This is a genomic window from Sphaerisporangium sp. NPDC005289, from assembly GCF_040607455.1.
Lineage (GTDB): Bacteria > Actinomycetota > Actinomycetes > Streptosporangiales > Streptosporangiaceae > Sphaerisporangium > Sphaerisporangium rhizosphaerae.
This window is the reverse complement of sequence record NZ_JBEXGS010000009.1, coordinates 43,920-60,549: the sequence shown is the minus strand read 5'-3', so window position 1 is coordinate 60,549 and position 16,630 is coordinate 43,920. Positions and strand designations below refer to the sequence as shown.

14 protein-coding genes and 1 riboswitch are annotated in these 16,630 nt (G+C 73.2%); of the genes, 3 read left to right on the top strand and 11 right to left on the bottom strand.

What is annotated here, in order from left to right:
* Positions 1–124 precede the first annotated feature (124 nt).
* Positions 125–1,330, bottom strand: coding sequence for a hypothetical protein (locus tag ABZT47_RS17600; protein ID WP_354842538.1), 1,206 nt, complete (start codon positions 1,328–1,330; stop codon positions 125–127).
* Positions 1,331–1,413: 83 nt separating this feature from the next.
* Complete coding sequence (gene purD, locus ABZT47_RS17595) at positions 1,414–2,646, bottom strand: phosphoribosylamine--glycine ligase (RefSeq protein WP_354842535.1); 1,233 nt, start codon at positions 2,644–2,646, stop codon at positions 1,414–1,416.
* A 417-nt stretch (positions 2,647–3,063) separates the two neighbouring features.
* Here purD and corA point away from each other — a divergent pair, with 417 nt between their 5' ends.
* On the top strand, positions 3,064–4,197 hold the full coding sequence (corA, locus tag ABZT47_RS17590; protein WP_354842532.1) for a magnesium/cobalt transporter CorA: 1,134 nt from the start codon (positions 3,064–3,066) through the stop codon (positions 4,195–4,197).
* A 41-nt stretch (positions 4,198–4,238) separates the two neighbouring features.
* On the opposite strand, the gene tenA is transcribed toward corA, so the two are convergent.
* Positions 4,239–4,934 (bottom strand): thiaminase II, encoded by a 696-nt coding sequence (tenA, locus tag ABZT47_RS17585; protein ID WP_354842529.1) that lies wholly within the window; start codon positions 4,932–4,934, stop codon positions 4,239–4,241.
* Positions 4,927–5,037, bottom strand: a riboswitch (TPP riboswitch). Its footprint overlaps the gene before it by 8 nt.
* Positions 5,038–5,046: 9 nt before the next feature.
* Entirely contained in the window at positions 5,047–5,592 is a 546-nt protein-coding gene (locus ABZT47_RS17580; protein WP_354842526.1) for a hypothetical protein, read from the bottom strand.
* A 1,132-nt stretch (positions 5,593–6,724) separates the two neighbouring features.
* Between ABZT47_RS17580 and ABZT47_RS17575 the strand changes: the two genes are divergently transcribed.
* Together ABZT47_RS17575 and ABZT47_RS17570 are read left to right on the top strand one after the other, a co-directional pair.
* The gene (locus tag ABZT47_RS17575; RefSeq protein ID WP_354842523.1) at positions 6,725–6,970 is read left to right on the top strand and encodes a hypothetical protein; all 246 of its coding nucleotides are present in this window, start codon (positions 6,725–6,727) and stop codon (positions 6,968–6,970) included.
* A 40-nt stretch (positions 6,971–7,010) separates the two neighbouring features.
* On the top strand, positions 7,011–7,547 hold the full coding sequence (locus ABZT47_RS17570; RefSeq protein ID WP_354842521.1) for a hypothetical protein: 537 nt from the start codon (positions 7,011–7,013) through the stop codon (positions 7,545–7,547).
* A 101-nt stretch (positions 7,548–7,648) separates the two neighbouring features.
* Here ABZT47_RS17570 and ABZT47_RS17565 read toward each other — a convergent pair whose 3' ends face one another.
* From ABZT47_RS17565 to ABZT47_RS17535, 7 genes are all read right to left on the bottom strand, one after another.
* A complete protein-coding gene (locus ABZT47_RS17565) occupies positions 7,649–8,851 on the bottom strand; it encodes an XRE family transcriptional regulator (RefSeq protein ID WP_354842518.1) in 1,203 nt (400 codons plus the stop codon).
* 160 nt (positions 8,852–9,011) lie between these two features.
* On the bottom strand, positions 9,012–9,836 hold the full coding sequence (locus ABZT47_RS17560) for a hypothetical protein (RefSeq protein ID WP_354842516.1): 825 nt from the start codon (positions 9,834–9,836) through the stop codon (positions 9,012–9,014).
* A gap of 173 nt (positions 9,837–10,009) precedes the next feature.
* Positions 10,010–10,930, bottom strand: a complete 921-nt coding sequence (locus ABZT47_RS17555; RefSeq protein WP_354842513.1) for a glycerophosphodiester phosphodiesterase family protein — start codon at positions 10,928–10,930, stop codon at positions 10,010–10,012.
* Between the two features lie 69 nt (positions 10,931–10,999).
* Positions 11,000–12,283, bottom strand: a complete 1,284-nt coding sequence (locus ABZT47_RS17550) for an adenylosuccinate synthase (protein WP_354842511.1) — start codon at positions 12,281–12,283, stop codon at positions 11,000–11,002.
* 101 nt (positions 12,284–12,384) lie between these two features.
* Complete coding sequence (locus ABZT47_RS17545; RefSeq protein WP_354842508.1) at positions 12,385–12,804, bottom strand: DUF3151 domain-containing protein; 420 nt, start codon at positions 12,802–12,804, stop codon at positions 12,385–12,387.
* Positions 12,805–12,942: 138 nt separating this feature from the next.
* Positions 12,943–14,586, bottom strand: a complete 1,644-nt coding sequence (locus ABZT47_RS17540) for a glycosyltransferase (protein ID WP_354842506.1) — start codon at positions 14,584–14,586, stop codon at positions 12,943–12,945.
* Complete coding sequence (locus ABZT47_RS17535; protein WP_354842503.1) at positions 14,583–16,511, bottom strand: glycosyltransferase; 1,929 nt, start codon at positions 16,509–16,511, stop codon at positions 14,583–14,585. Before ABZT47_RS17535 ends, ABZT47_RS17540 begins: the two co-directional genes overlap by 4 nt.
* Positions 16,512–16,630: the final 119 nt, after the last annotated feature.

Genomic DNA, 16,630 nt, shown 5'->3' with positions numbered 1-16,630 from the left:
AATTCTGGTAAATGACGCGCCAGTTAAGCGGACGGCGGCAGAGTTATCCGCCCACAGTAGCCCTTTCGGGATGGCGGCCCGGCCACTTTGGCGCCACTCCGCTACCCGGTGAAGCGCAGATCATTCAGCGTACGGAGGTGTTGGTCCCGGCACTGGGCGACGCGGCGGTCAGCAGCGTGTTCGCCCGCTGGTCCACGAACCGCGTCACGAGCTGCTGGGCGTATCCGAACACCATCGCCCACACCAAGATCGAGGTCTGCGAGCTGAGCCCGCCGAACCCCGGCACGAAGCCCGAGTTGAGGATCAGCAGGCCGACGATCGCCGTCGCCACGCCCGCCGGGACCTTGAGCAGGTTCTGCGCGACGGCGAGGGAGTAGCGGGTGGACAGCTCCGAGCGGGTCGACAGGCTCGTGGCCGTGGCGAGCGCCGCGCCCAGCATCCCGACGAGCGCGACCAGCGGCACGTCCCCGTGGGTGGGGGTGCCGGCGCCGGTCGGGCACACCTGGCTGCTGCTGCCCATGTTCTGTCCGAGGAGCGCCGTCAGGGTCCCCTTGCCGCACATGGGGATGGCCGCGGGCCAGATCGCCCCGACGGTGACCAGGCCGGCGACGATGAGCGTGAGGATGGCGACCCCGCCGAGCAGCAGGTTGCGGAAGCTGCGCACCCGGCCGCTCTCGATGGAGGCCATGCCGTAGGCCGCCCGGAGCACCGCCTGCAGCAGCGACCGGTCGCTCTCGCCGATGTCGCCCGCGGCGACGCGCGCGGTGAGCCCCACCAGCCGCGCGTCGTCGGCGGGCAGGTAGGCCCGCCCGGTGGCGAGGACCTCGGGGGCGCGGGCGTTGAGCTCGCCGGCCGGCAGCAGCCCGTACAGCAGGATGGTGGCGCCGTAGATGTTGGACCACGCCGCCTCGATGGCCTGCCCGGTCAGCCAGCGCCGCCAGCCCTGCCGCTCGTGCGCGTACCGCGCGGCGGCGGCCAGGTGGCGTTCGATGGCGGTGTGCAGCGGCCGAAGGCCCCGCTCGTCCGGCCGGGCGGCCAGGCAGCGCCCGGCGTCGGCCGCGATCTCCTGGGCGCGGGAGGCGATGTGCACCCGCCACACGCCGGGCCAGCGCAGCACGTCCTGCTCGCTGAGCCCGGCGATGTCGTCCAGCGCGCCAGGCCCGTCGTTCCCGCCGGACTTCGCCGGGCGGGCGGCCTCACCCGGCCCGCGGACGTCGGCGCCGTCCGTCGTGGGGGCGCCGTCCGTAGTTGGGGCGCCGTCCGTCCTGGGGACGGCGTCCGCCCCGTCTTCGGCGGCCTCGTCCGATCGCACGGCCGGATCGGGTGCCATACGTTCCTCCAGGGTTCGCCCGTCCCCCTGGGCTTATCGCGACCGGCCGCCCCAGCGCTACCGGTTTGCGATCATTCGTGCCGTCAGGCGCGGGCGGCGATGTCGGAGCGGTGGTGGGAGCCGCGCAGCCTGACCTGCTCCACCTGCGCGTACGCGGCGGCGCGCGCGGAGGCGATGTCGGAGCCGGTGCCGACGACGTTCAGCACCCGGCCGCCCGCCGACACCACCCGCCCCTCGGCGTCCAGCGCGGTGCCGGCGTGCAGGACGTAGGCGTCCTTCGCGACGGGGTCGAGCCCTTCGACGCGGTCGCCCTTCACCGGGTCGGCAGGGTAGCCCTCGGCGGCGACGACCACGGTGACGGCCGCGCCGTCGCGGAAGCGCGGCGCGGGCTGCCGGTCGAGGGCGCCGGTCGCGCAGGCCAGCAGCAGCCCGGCCAGCGGCGTCTCCAGCCGGTCGAGCACCACCTGCGTCTCGGGGTCGCCGAAGCGGGCGTTGAACTCGATGACCTTCGGCCCGGACGCGGTGAGCGCCAGCCCGGCGTACAGGACTCCGGTGTAGGGGGTGCCGCGCCGCGCGAGCTCGCCGATGGACGGCAGGACGACCTCGTCCATGACCCGCTCGGTGAGACCCTCGGGCGCCCACGGCAGCGGCGTGTAGGCGCCCATGCCGCCGGTGTTCGGGCCCTGGTCGCCGTCGTAGGCGCGCTTGAAGTCCTGGGCGGGCTGGAGCGCGACGGCCGTGGCGCCGTCGCACAGCGCGAACAGCGAGACCTCCGGGCCGTCGAGGTACTCCTCCACGACCACGCGTCCGCAGGCCGCCGCGTGGGCGAGCGCCTCGGCGCGGTCGGAGGTCACCACGACGCCCTTGCCCGCGGCGAGCCCGTCGTCCTTCACGACGTACGGAGCGCCGAACGCCTCCAGGGCGGCCTCGGTCTCCTCGGGGGTGACGCACACGCGGGCGCCCGCCGTCGGCACGCCGGCGGCCACCATGACGTCCTTGGCGAAGGCCTTGGAGCCCTCGATGAGCGCGGCCTCCTTCGACGGCCCGAAGCAGGGGATGCCCGCGGCGCGGACGGCGTCGGCGACGCCGGCCACCAGCGGCGCCTCGGGCCCGATGACGACGAGCTCGGCGCCGAGGCGCGTGGCCAGCGCCACGACCTGGCCGGGATCGGTGGGCACGACCGGGTGGAGCGTCGCCACCGCGGCGATGCCGGCGTTGCCGGGGGCACAGTGGAGGTCGGACACCGCGGGGTCCAGGGCGAGGGCGCGGCACAGGGCATGCTCGCGGCCGCCGCTTCCAATCACAAGAACGCGCACGTGGGGAGTCTACGGGGCGGGTCTGGGGTCGCCGGACGCCGCGCGTGTCGCCGCAGGTCGGGGCATGTAGGGGGGCGTCCGCCGGGAAAGAACGGCCGGTCTTAACAGGCCGGGCGGCGGCGTTTTGTGAACTTCCACATGATCGAGTGATCCCGTGGGGATGTAAGCTGTGGGCTGAAGCCTGCCTGTGGTAAGTTAGGGCGGCTTTGGGCCGTCTCTCGGGAGATTGGAGGTGGAATCGGGATGACATCTGGTGATCCCAGCAGTACGTGCTCGCGCACGTACGTCGTGCGCAAACCCGACCACTCCAATTCGGTGTCCGACTGAGAGCCACACGCCTGTTCTTTTCTGCGACGTTCGTCGTACTTTGATGCTTTCCGCGTGTGGGTTACTGAGGTCGGGCGGGAAGGGACCGCCATGCGCTCGTCCACCCTTTTCCAGCGGATCAACCTGCACCAGCGCACCACTCACGTGCGGTTCGGCGCCTCGGCGCCGGTCACCTCTCTGCGTCGTGAGCCGCTCAACGGCCGCTGCGTTCCGCCGAGTGACTCCCTTGTGCAGTACGGCGCGTACATCGCCGGCAAGCGTGTCCACGTGTCCGGCATCCCGGAGGCCGTGAGGCTGGTCCGCGAGCACAACGCCGCGTCGGAGACCGGCGGCGCCTACGTCTGGGTGGGGCTCCACGAGCCGGAGGCCCCCGAGGTCGAGTGGCTGGCCGAGGTCTTCGGGTTGCACCCCCTGGCCGTGGAGGACGCCATCAAGGCGCACCAGCGGCCGAAGGTCGAGCGTTACGGCGACTCGCTGTTCGTCGTGCTGAAGACCATCGCCTACCTCGACCACGATCAGCTGACCGCCTCCAGTGAGATCATCGCCAGCGGCGAGATCATGGTGTTCGTCGGCTCCGACTTCGTGGTCACCGTGCGCCACGGCGAGCACTGCCCGCTCGCGGACGTGCGCGGCCGTCTGGAGGACAAGCCCAAGCTGCTCTCCCGCGGCCCCTCCGGCGTCCTGCACGCCATCGCCGACCACGTCGTCGACCGCTACCTGTCGGTCGCCGACCAGATGCAGGCCGAGCTGGAGGAGGTCGAGGCGGCCGTCTTCGCCGACGTCAGCTCCCGCGACATCGGCCGCATCTACCAGCTCAAGCGCGAGATGATCGAGATGAAGCGCGCGGTCACGCCGCTCCAGACGCCGCTCGGGGCCCTGCCGCAGCGCCGCATGATCCCCTCCGAGATGCGCGAGTACTTCCGCGACGTCGTCGACCACCTCTCACGAGTCTGCGAGCAGGTCGAGTCGTCCAACGAGCTGTGCAACTCCATCCTGCAGGCGGCCCTGGCCAGGTCCAACGCCCTGGCGAACGAGGACATGCGCAAGATCTCCGCCTGGGTGGCCATCGTCTCCGTGCCCACGATGATCGCCGGCATCTACGGCATGAACTTCAAGCACATGCCCGAACTGAACGCCGTCTGGGGCTATCCCCTCGTCATCGGCGTCATGCTCGTCATCTGCTCCCTCCTCTACCGCGGCTTCCGCCGCAACAGCTGGCTCTGACCTGAGGGACGGTGTGCCGCCCGCCGTCCCCGCGCGTCCGGTCAGACGGGCCAGGTCTCCTGGCGCCAGGCGGCGTCCCAGAACATCCACTCGTAGCGCGAGGTGGTGACGAAGTGCTCCAGTGCGCGGGCGCGCTGGCCGCCGGTCGCCTCGGCGCCCGCGTGGTCGGCGAGGGAGACCACCCGGCGCACCACGCTCTGGAAGGTCTCGTCCCCGTAGGCGGCGATCCACCGGCGGTACAGCGGGTCGGGTGAGGACTCTTCCAGCAGCGCCTCGCCCACCCGGGCGTAGATCCAATAGCAGGGCAGCACCGCCGCGAGCCCGTCCAGGAACGACCCGCCGTACACGGTCGCCAGCAGGTAGCTGGTGTAGGCGCGCGTGGTCGGCCCGACCGGCTGCCCCGCGGCCTGCTCGGCCGACCCGCCGAGGTCGGCCATGAACGCCGCGTGCATCTCCTGCTCGGCGGCGATGGCCCCCACCGCGTCGCTCGCGAAGGCCCGCACGTCCTCCTCACGGGGCGCCTTGGCCGCGCACAGGGCCAGCGCGCGGGCGTAGTCCCGCAGGTAGTGCGAATCCTGCACGACGAAGTGCCGGAACGCCGCGCGCGGCAGCGTCCCGTCCACCAGCCCCCTGATGAACGGGTGGTCGAGGATGGCCTTGTACGTCGGCGCGATGGCCTCCCACAGCTCCTCGCTGTACGGCCGCGCCTGCGGAACGACGGATTCGGACGTCGTCATGTGACCAACTCCCTACGCCGGCATGACCCGGACAGGTTCCAGCGGTCTGCGGCCACCCAGCCGCACTCTCAGCCCGGTCCACCGGACTCCCGCGTCCACTCTCGGCTCGAGCCTAGACCGTCGAGGCCCCCCACCGGGAGTGCTCCTGCCTCCACTCCCTCGCGAGCTCGGCCAGCATCGTGTGGTCGTCGTCCAGATCGCCGCCGCTGTTCTCCCCGGTGATCGCGGTGAACCCGCCGGACGCCTTGGGGTGCCCGGCGTCGGCGGCCCGGCTGAACCAGGTGGCGGCCAGCCATTGATGCCCACGGCCCGCGTGGATCGCCGCGAGCCGGAAGGCGGCCTCTGCGTGGCCGTGGCGCCCGGCGAGCTGGTAGAAGAAAATGGCGAGGCTGATCTTGTTGCCCTCGGTCTCGTAAGCGGTCGCGTAGACGTACGCCAGTTCGGTCGCCGCCTTGCGCGGAGCCGGGTGCGCGCGCAGCCGCACCGCTTCGTCGTCCCCCGCCGCCGCGGCCTGGTGGAGCCAGTCGCGGGCCTCGGCGAGCCGGTCGTGGAGCAGGGTGATGACCCACAGACGCAGGCATGCCTGGGCGTCGCCGGCCTCGGCGTGCCGGACCAGCCGGGCACCGGTGCGGCCGAACCACCGTAGATAGCGCCGCATCGGTACCGAGATCGGCGGATCGGCCTTGCGGGGCGCCGGTGGAGGGCCCTCCACATGGGCGACGAGGTCAGGCGGCCATCCGATCGCTGGGGAGGGATCGGTGTGGACGGGTGCCGGTGGGCGGCTCTCCACATGGGCAACAGGGTCTGGCGGCCATCCGGGTACCGGGAAGGGCTCTGCGTGGAGGGGGGCCGGCGGAGGGCTCTCCACATGCGCAACGGGGTATGGCCACTCGAACACTGGGGCAGGCGCATGGGCGACGAGGTCAGATGGCCACCCGGGCGCTGCGAAGGGCTCGTTCTGTACGGGTGGGAAGCGGGGCGGTCCGAGCGGCGGCTCGATGGCCGGTGCGGCGGGAAACCCCGATGGGGCGAAGGCGCCCGGAAACTCGGTGAGGGAGGTCGCGGCAGGTGGGCCTGTCGGAGCGGGGGACGGAGACGGCTCGGCGCCGGTGGAGAGGGAAGGGCGTGCGGCGCACCAGCGGGAGTGCCAGTCTCCGAGGCCGCCGAAGGCCGTGACGTCCAGCCCTGTGTCCGCCGCGGCCCGGTGGCAGGCGCTCACGAACGACGCCACCCATGGCCAGGGGGGCAGCCCGTTGCGCTTGCCGGTGAGGATGTCGTGCGTGGTGCTCTCGGCCAGCTCTCTCGACCGCCGGCCGTCCTCGGCGGGCGCGTGAGACAGCCGGCGTAGTTCGGCGAGGGACGGCATGCCGGCCAGTTCCCGCAGGTCGTTCAGCCGGCCGATGAAGGCCGCCACGCCGGGGTGATGTCCAGTCATGCCCTCCGCCGAATGAGTGATCGACGATCTACGTCAGGTAATGGAGTCATGGTTGCACCAACCGGGGCAATCTGACGGCCGAACCTGAATTCCACCTTGTCCGGACGTGGCGCCGGATGTTCCGCTGGGAGAATCCGCAGGCCACCGAACTAATCCGAACAAATCCGGATGGATCCGGATAGGTAGGGATGGTCCCGGCGGAAGACATCCCGGCGACGGTGGGCGAGGAGCCGGGAAACGTCGGTCCCGGGCCATAGGCTCCGGAGTCGTCCGGAGATGTTTGGGTCGGTCGTGGCCCCGCGCGGCGTCCTCCATCGTTGGTTCGGCACCCCTTCACCCCGAGAGAGAGAAGTCGATGCTGTCCTACGCCACCGTCACCCGCGCCACCCGTACGGCCGGCGCGGGTGCCGAGCCCCCGCGCCGCGCGACGCCGCAGTCTCGCCAGGCACGGCTGGACGCCGAGCTCCTCGGGCTGTTGGTCACCACCTGGGCCGTCCGCACGGGGCGCATCCCTCCCGCGCGTCCGCCACAGCAGCTCACCGCCGAGGAACTGATCGAGTTCTGGTCCGACGACCACACCGCCGGCGGGAAGGCCCGATGAGCCAGGCCCCGCCGCCCCGACGTCCACGGAGCCCGCACCGATGCCCCCCGACCACCCCCTGACCCCCGCACCGGCGGCCGCCGCGCCGGTGACGGCCGCCGTACCGGTGACCGCCGCCATACCGGTGACCGCCGCCGCGCCGGAGGATCCGCCCGCCGCCTTGGCGCGGCTGGTCATCACCGCCCGGCCGTTCCGAGGCGAGTTGCAGGGCGAGTTGCACGCCCGCGTGCCCGCCCCCGCGACCCGCGGCGCGATCACCATGCTCGGATGCGTCGCCGTCGCAGCACTGCTGCTGCTCCTCGCCCCGGCGGTGCTGATGTACCTCGCCCCTCGCGCAGGTCTGTCTCCCGGTTGGGTCACGGCGCTGCTGGCGGGCGATCTCATCTGCGCCGCGATGTGGCTGCTGTTGAGAGGACGCGGCGCGACGCGAGCCGGCGGCAATGGGTGCCGGACGCCCCGCCCACGGAGAACACCCCAGGCGGCCCACTCAGACAGGGCCGCGGTGCAAACCACTCACGGCCGCCGCCAGCCCGGCCGCCTGCCCGCTCGCCCAGATCACCGGAATGACCGAACGTAGCGAGCCGGCTATGGCCTGGCGAGGGAGTCGGAGCGCCCCCTGGGGCGCGGAGGCGAGGACCTCCGCCTGTATCCACTCAACCTGAGCCGGAGCGCCTTGCTTCAGGGGACGAGGTGGAGGCGGGGGCGGTGGTCGTGGATGCCGAGGAGTTGGCGGACGCGGGGGAGGTGCCAGGCCAGCTGGGCGGCCAGTGCGGGCATGGTGAGGCCGGTCTCGGCGGAGGCCAGGTCGAACGCCTGGCGCAGCAGCACGGGGTGCTCCCCGGGGAAGCCGGTGATGGCCTCGTTGGCGAAGCCGGGCTGGTCGCGCAGGACGGCCAGGCGCTGGTAGGCACGGCCGGTCGAGGAGTCCGACAGCAGGCCGACCTCGCGGCAGCGGTACAGCAGCGAGTCGACCGAGACCCCCCAGGTGTTCTTGAGCTCGGTCAATTTGCGCAGGTCGAGGCGCCGGGGAAGCTCGGGGAGGATGCTGTCGCGGGGGGTGAGGAACTCGGCGGCGAAGGCGTCGGCCTCGCGTTCCTGCTGCAGGTCGCCTGCGGCCGTGTCGCCGTGCAGCACGAGGTGGCCGAGCTCGTGGGCGGCGGTGAAGCGGTAGCGGTGGATGTCGTCGAACCGGTTGGCGGTCAGCACGACGATCGGGCGCGGCAGGTGGGAGGTGGAGAAGGCGTCCACCGTGGTGGCGTCCTCGTCGGGCGGCGGCAGCACCACGACGATGCCGTGGGCCTCCATGTGGCGGACGAGGTGGGCGATCGGCCCGGTGCCGAGCGCCCAGTGGCCGCGCAGGGCCTGGGCGGCGGCGGCCGGGTCGCGGGGCGGCTCGGCGCCCGCGTGCACCTCGCCGCCGGAGAAGCCGGGCAGGTCGACGGGGGGAAGCTGGACGCGCTTCTCCAGCGCGTGGGTGAGCTCCCACACCTGCTCGACGAACGCGACCGCCTTGGCCCGCTGGTGCACGCGGGTGGAGCGCAGGCTGCGGAAGTGCGCCATGGAGCCGTCGAGCTTGCCGTGCGGCCGTCCCGACAGGAAGAACGCCGGCGGGACGTCGAGGGCGTCGGCGAGGCGGGGGATGAGGTCGGGCCGCGGGTGGGTCGTGCCGGTCTCGTACTGGCCGATCGCCGCGGGGGTCACGCCGACGCGCTCGGCGAGGTCCTTCTTGGTCATCGCGGCGAGCCGGCGCGCCTGGGTGAGCCGGGCCTGGTCGAAGGCGTCGGCCACGGCCTGCGGGCTCGGTTCGCCGCCGGGGGCGCCGAGCCGTCTGGCGGGGCGCCTGCCCCGGCCGCCTTCACGGTCGTTGATCGTCGTTCTCACGGTCGTCGGTTCGCCGGTTCGTCGTCGTGGTCGGGCGTGCGGTGTGGTCGCGGGTCGGTCCGCGTCGTGGTCGTGGTCGGGCGTTCGGTGTGGTCGTGGTCAGGCGTGTGGTGTGGTCGCCGGGCAGGCCGCTTTGTGGTCGCGGGTCGGGTCCGCGTGGTCAGGGTCGCCCTGTGGTGCCCGTGGATGGGGGCTCGACGCCGAGCTCGCCGTCCGCCGGGAACGGGGCGCCGCCGGCGCGGTCGGCCCCGGGCCGGCTGGTGAGGGGGAGGCCGGGCTCGGCGCCCTGGTCGAAGCGTGGCGCCGCGCCGGGCTCGGCGGCCGGGACGCCCTGGACGACCCACGGAAGCGCGGTGAGCAGCGGGATCTGCTCGCAGTGGACCCAGTGGACGCGGCCCATGTCGTCGATCAGCTCGGCCTCGCCCCAGTAGAGCTTCAGCAGGCTGGCCTGCGCGTTCGCCGCGTACGCGACCGGGATCAGCCGGGTGTCGGCGGGGAGCTGGGCGAGCAGGGGACGCGCGGCGGCCAGTTCGCGCAGCCCGGCCGCCTCGCCGTCGTCGTCCATGCCGAGGTCGAGGACCTCCTGCTCGAAGCGGGTCTTCGGGCCGAACCGGGTGAACAGCTCGCGTACCAGCGCGGACACCCGGCCGTCGCCGACCCGTGCCTCGCTGATCGGCGTGGTGTCGTCGTCGGCGTAGCGGAACGGCAGCAGCAGGTTGCCGTCGAGCACGACCAGGTGGTGCGGCGAGCCGTGCGGCCGGACGACCTGGAACCCCGGCTCGTGCCGGAAAGCGTCGACGAGCGCCTCGTAGCGGCGGGCCATCAGCGTGGACCCATAGGCGTACCGTTTGTCGCTTCTGGAGGATTTCTGGGCGTCCTGGGCGTTGGAGGCCGCCTCGAGAAGGGACGCGGCCAGCCGTCCGCGCACCGAGGCGGCGCGCTCGCCGAACCGCTCGACGGCCCACGCCGACATCTCCGCCTGCATCGCTGACCTCCCGTGGGCCCGGCCGTGCGGCCGCCGGGGGCGTGCCCTCGGCCTCCGGCGCCCTGTCGCTTCAGTTTCTCGCACCCTACTCCCGCGAGCACTGCAGTTGATGTTGGGACGCGCGGAAAAGGCGCCCGGATCTCCGACGGATCCGGAGGAACCGCGCCGACCGGTCAGGCGGGGGTGGGACGCAGGGCGGCGGCGGGGGCGGGGAGAGGCAGACCGCGCGAGCTCCACAGCTCGCGCATCCGGTCGGGGTAGTCGGTGACGATCCCCGCCACGCCGAGGTCGATCATGCGCCCGGCCTCCTCGGGGTCGTTGACCGTCCAGACGGCGACGGGCAGCCCGGCCGCCGCGGCCCGGGCCATCAGCCGCTCGTCGACCAGCACGCGGTCGGGGGACAGGGTGGTGGCGCCGATGGAGCGGGCCGCCGCCGCGATGTCCCCGCCGAAGTCGGCGACGTGGTCGAGCCCGAGCCACGCGGGCGTGAGCGTGGCCTTCTCGACCAGGGCGTAGCGTTCGGCGATCAGGCTCTCGGCCGCGCGCAGCACGCGCCAGTCGAAGCTGAGGATCGCCGCGCCGCCCAGCCGGCCGTGCCGGTCGAGCTCGGCGACGACCAGCTCGGTCAGCTCGGCGGGGTCGCCGGACAGGTCGGGCCGGGTGGGGTCGGACTTCAGCTCGACGTTCAGCCGCACGCCGTCGCCGCCGTAGGCGTCCACCAGGGCGAGGACGGCCCCGAGGGTGGGCATGCGGGTGCCCGGGACCGGGACCTGCGTGCGCGCGAACCGGTCGGAGGGGGACTTCGGGTGCCGCACCCCCACGTCCAGCGTGCGCAGCTGCTGCTGGGACAGCGAGCGGATCGGCTTGCCGACGTAGGGGAAGGCGGGGTCCCCGGGGATGGCCGGGCCGGTGTCCGTGCTGGTCACCGGCGACACGGTCAGATCATGGGTGAGGACGAGCCGGCGGTCGGCGCTCAGCGCGACGTCGAACTCGATGGCGTGGACGCCCACCCCCAGCGTGAAGGCCATGCCGGGGAGGGTGTTCTCCGGGCGCAGGCCCCGTGCCCCCCGGTGGCCGTGTATTTCAACCTGCACAATGGCGCACCCTATCGTCCACCCTCCCCGGCCTTCCTCAGGCGGGGCCGTGCGCGGCCCCGGCGAGCCTCAGACCAGGGGACGGATCGAGAGGGTCTGCGTGCGGCCGGGGCCGACGCCGATGGCGGAGATGGGCGCGCCGCTCAGCTCCTCCAGGGTCCTGACGTAGTTCTGCGCGTTCTTCGGCAGGTCCTCGAAGGTCTTGGCCTCGGTGATGTCCTCCTGCCAGCCGGGCAGCTCCTCGTAGACCGGCGTGGCGTGGTGGAAGTCGGTCTGGGTCATCGGGATCTCGTCGTGGCGCACGCCGTCCACCTCGTAGGCGACGCACACCGGGATGCGCTCGAGGCCCGACAGCACGTCCAGCTTGGTGAGGAAGAAGTCGGTGACGCCGTTGATGCGGGTGGCGTACCGGGCGATGATCGCGTCGAACCAGCCGCAGCGGCGGTCGCGGCCGGTGGTGACGCCGTACTCGCCGCCGGTCGTGCGCAGCCAGTCGCCCATGTCGTCGGTCAGCTCGGTCGGGAACGGGCCGGAGCCGACGCGCGTGGTGTAGGCCTTGAGGATGCCGATCACGCGGGTCAGCCGGGTCGGCGGGATGCCCGAACCGATGCACGCGCCGCCGGAGGTCGGCGAGGAGGAGGTGACGAACGGGTAGGTGCCGTGGTCGATGTCGAGCAGGTTGCCCTGGCCGCCTTCGAGCAGGACGACCTTGTCCTCGTCGAGCGCCTTGTTGAGGATCAGCGAGGTGTCGGCGATGTGCGGCTTGAGCCGTTCGGCGTAGCCGAGGTACTCCTCCAGCACCCGCGCCGGCTCGATGCCCCTGCGGTTGTAGACCTTGGTCAGCACCTGGTTCTTCTCGTTCAGGGCGACCTCGATCTTCTTGCCGAGGATGCCCGGGTCGAGCAGGTCCTGCACGCGCACGCCCATCCGCGCGATCTTGTCGCCGTAGGCGGGGCCGATGCCGCGGCCGGTGGTGCCGATGCGGGCCTTGCCGAGGTAGCGCTCGGTGACCTTGTCCAGCGCCTTGTGGTGGGGCATGATCAGGTGCGCGCTGGCCGAGATGAGCAGCCGGTCGCAGGAGATGCCGCGTTCCTTCAGCCCGTCGATCTCCGCCAGCAGCACGCCGGGGTCGATCACGACGCCGTTGCCGATCACCGGGACGACCTCCGGAGACAGCACTCCGGTGGGCAGCAGGTGCAGCGCGTACTTCTGGTCGCCGATGACCACGGTGTGGCCGGCGTTGTTCCCGCCCTGGTAGCGGACGACGTAGTCCACCTCCCCGCCCAGCAGGTCGGTGGCCTTACCTTTGCCCTCATCGCCCCACTGGGCGCCCACGAGAACGACAGCCGGCATGGTTAACTCCCGCGCACAAAAACGAAACCCCTGGCGCAAGCGCGACAGGGGCTCTTGCGTTGAGAGACTACCCGAGCATGCTGATGCCGCCCAAGCGCGACTTACCCGTTATTCAACGCCTCCGCCGCCTCCGGACTGCTGTCGCGGAGGAACTGGGCGCACCGCTCGGCTTCGTCCTTCTCACCGATCGCCTGGGCGGCGCGGGCGAGAGCGTGCAGGCAGCGCAGGAACCCCTGGTTGGGTTCGTGGTCCCAGGGGATGGGGCCGTGCCCCTTCCATCCCGCCCTGCGCAGTTGGTCCAGGCCGCGGTGGTAGCCGGTGCGGGCGAAGGCGTAGGAGGTTACCGCGTGCCCGGCGGCGAAGGACTCGTCGGCCAGCGCCGCCCATGCCGCCGAGTAGGCGGGGAAGCGCGCGGCGATGTCACTGGCCTTGGCGCCGGCTTCCAGCGCCTGCCTGGCTTCCGGGGTGTCCGGAAGGTGGGTCGGCGGCGGCCCGGCGATGAGGTTCTCGTGCGTTTCCATGAGCACAGTCTTATACCTGCGCCGGGCCTGTGGGGTCATGCTCGGTCCGCCCGCACGTCGGGTCAGTGTGCGCCCGCACGTCGGGTCAGTGTGCGCCCGCACGTCAGGTCACGTGGTGCGCCCGCACATCGGGGGACCTCATCGGCGGGCCGCCGCCCTTCGCGGCCAGACCGTCAACCGCCTGCCGTCGCGGGGGACGGCGTCGCCGGCGTCGGCGTCGGCCGGGGCGCCGTCCCCGGTGGCGGCCGCGAGCCGGTCGGCGAGGCGGGCGTTCTCGGCCCGCAGTCGCGCGATCTCCCGGGTCAGCGCGGGGTCCTCGGCCTTGCCGCGCTTGGGCGGCTCGGCCTCGGCCGCCGGAAGGAAGCCCAGCGTCCTGCCGTCCACCCACCGCGTGCCGTACACCTCGTGCACCGCGGCGTCCAGCGGCTCGCCCTCGCCGCGCACCAGGGCGGCCCTGGCGAACGCGCCGGTGTGCTCCAGCCGGGCGGTGATCACCTCGTCCTCCTCGTCGAGGGCAACGCTGACCAGCCCGTCCCCGCGTTCGGCGGCCTGCGCCACGAGCCGCCGGAGCGTCTCGGGGCCGGGGACCCACCCGGCGGGGCAGAACATGCGGTACGGCACGGGAGCGGCCGTGGCCGGCGCCTGCCCGGCGAACCGCACGCGCGGCTCGCCGCGGTAGAGCCCGCGCACCATCACCAGGTCCAGGGCCGGGCTGTCCAGCGGGTTGCGGCGGTCCTCCCGCACCGAGTCCCACGGCCCGATCAGGGTGATCCGGATGTCGTTCAGCGTGCTCGCGAGGAAGCCGTCCACGGTGGCCCGCAGCTCGTCGTAGGTCGCGCCCTCGGTCTGGACGACGACGTCGACGTAGGGCACCAGCCACTGGCGGCGGGGGTGGGTGCGCAGCCATCGCATGACGGGGATGTGGTCGGGCACGAAGACCTGGTTGTACCGCCTGACCTGCTCCCCGTCGCGCATCATCATCGACTTGCCGAGGTGGCGGCTGCGGGCCTCGGGCGCCAGGACGAACGCGGCGCCGGCCTGGGCGAGCCGGTAGCCGAGCTCGGTGTCCTCGCCGAGGACCAGCCCGGTGTCCAGCGGACCTGCCTCGCGCAGCAGCCGGGCGTTGACCGAGGCCGCGTTGGTCACGTGGACGCGGTAGGCGGTGTCGCCCGCGGTGCGCAGCCCGTCGGTCCGCTCGGCCAGGTCCACGATCCAGGAGTGCGCCTCGCTCGCGGCCTCGTCGAAGAGCAGCTCGGTGGCTCCGGCCTCCACCGCCGCGCGCACCTCGGCGGGGGCCGGGCCGCCCGGCCGGTGGTCGACGTACCGCACGTATCCCATGACCACGAGGTAGTCGGCGAGGTGGTGCCAGCGCATGTGCGCCTCCACCTCGTCGTGGAAGGTGACCATGTCGGCGTCCAGCCAGTGGACGACGTCCCCGCCGGCGACGGCCAGCCCGGCGTTGCGGGCGTCGGAGCGCCCGCGGGCCCCCGGCCGCGTGGTGATCAGCCGGGTGTTCTCGGGCGTGATCTCGGGCAGGCGCAGCGCGGGCGTCGTCCCGTCGTCGACGACCACGACCTCCAGCAGGTGCCGGGGGTAGCTCTGCGCCGCGAGGGCGGCGAGGGTGAGGTCGAGCTTGTCCTGGTGGCCGTAGGCGGCGATCACCACGCTGACCGACAGCCGGGGTGTCCAGGCTCCGGGCTCGGGCGGCGTGAGCACCCCGTAGTCGTTGTGCCGGATCCGCGGCTGGGCCGTTCGCTCGGGCCCGGTCGGCTGCTGCGTCACTGCTCCCACTCCATCAGTCGGCTCGGCCTGAATCCCCGCCACTGGTCTTTGGCCCTGGCCAGGAAGTAGCCGATCGGCTCCTGCCAGGTGTGCCTGCCGCGCGCCGCCCTGCGGGCGACGAACCCCAGGCCGTGCGTCCGGTAGATGGCCCCGCCGGCGCGCAGCAGGTCCTGGAAGAACTGGACGTCCACCGAGCGCGGCACCGGGCGGAAGCCGCCGAGCGCCTCGAAGGCCGAGCGGGCGATGACGAAGGTGCCGCCCGCGACGTGGTTGGACATCGTCTCGCTGGTCCAGTCGCGCCGGATGGTGACGTCGATCTGCTGCAGGTAGAAGAACTCCGAGGCGGCCCCCACCAGCTCGGCGCCCGAGTAGGACTGGGCGAGCATCATGTCGGCCAGGTGGTCCGGCCCGTACCAGTCGTCGTCGTCCCACTTGCTGAGGAACGAGCCGCTTGCGTGGCCGGCGGCCTGGTTGAGCACGGCGCCGAACGGGACGGCGGCGTCCGCCTCGACGACCGTGATCGGCCGGTCGAACGCCGCGACGGCCCGCGCGACCTCCGGGGTGGCGGCGGGCACGCCGTGCAGGGTGAGGATGACCTCCAGGTCCACGCCGCGCTGCCGCCTGACCTGGTCGAGGGCGAACGGCACCAGGCCGGCCCGCCGGGTGCACATGATGACCGAGATGGTCGCGGGGGCGGGCACGGCGATGCCCGCGCGGGCGGCGAGTTCGCGCCACCGCGCCGTGGTCCCGTGCCGGGTGAGGGCCGTGCGGCGCAGCCGGACGCTGTGCTCCTCGCGACGCAGGTCGTCGTCCAGGTCCCGCTCGGTCGCGGCGGTCAGGTCGGCGGCCAGGTCGCGGCCGAGGGCCAGTGCGGCCCACTCCGGAGGCGGGCCGGACAGCAGGGGGACGCCGGCGGCGGCGAGCCCGGCCACGGCGCGGGCCGCGGCGATCGGGCCGGTGTGGGCGGGCCGCCAGGCGACGCGGACGGCGCGCAGGCGGCGCAGCCGGCCGACGTCGGCGTCGGTCACGCCGCCGGAGGCGGGCAGGCGGGCGAGCGTCCGGTCCGCGAGCCGGACCTCCCAGGCCCCGTCGTGCTGGAGGAGGTCGGCGACGCCGAGCGCGGGCCGCTTGAGGAAGCCCTGCGGGTTGACCGAGCGCTCGTCCACGGGCGGCACGGCCTCGGGGGCGAACCGCTCGCCGGACAGGACCTGGTACCCGCCGGGCGAGCCGAGGCGTTCCCAGGTGAGGGCGGGCGGTCGGTCGACGGCGGGCACCCGCTCGTCGATCCACTCCGGCGCGGGCGGGACGGCCCGGATGGCCAGGTCGGCGGTGGACACGCCCGATCGCTCGGGGGCCGGCCCCCGCTCGTCGGCGACGGTCACGTTCGGGTCGCCCGGCCGCCAGTCGGCCAGGCCCGGACCGGCCAGCCCGGCCATGGGCAGCGGGTACCCGCTCAGGTGGTGGCCGCCGAAGCTCCTGGCCACGGCGGCGGCGACCTCTCCGGCCGGTCGCGGCTCGGAGAAGCGCGCCTTCACCCGCCAGCCGGTGCTGCCGTACCGGGAGACGCCGACGTCCCGCAGGAAGCGGCGCCCGAGCCCGGGCGACAGCGGCACGCCGGGGGCGTCGCACCAGGGCGGCGACTCCACGACGATCACGCCGATCATGGGCGCCGCGGGCAGTTCCCCGCTCAGGGTCACCGCCCGGCGCAGGTCGGTGGGGGTGCGCGCGACGACCAGCACGGCGGAGGGCTCGGCGGTGGCCCAGGGCTCCGGTCCCATGCTGTCCACGTCCGCCGCCTCGAAGGCCACGCCCGGGAGCAGGCCGTCCAGGTCGGAGGTCTCCACCCCGGCGACGGCCACGGCGACCTTGCCGCCGCCCCGGGTCAGGTCGGCGGACATCCCGGACGGTGTGAGCTCGGTGGTCATGCCGGGCCTCCAGGGCGACCGGGACGGCGCGGGAGGCTCGTCAGGCGGTCCGCGTGAAGATCACGGCGGCCGCGACGGCGGGGGAGGTTCATGGGACGGTCCGCCTGAGGATCACGGCG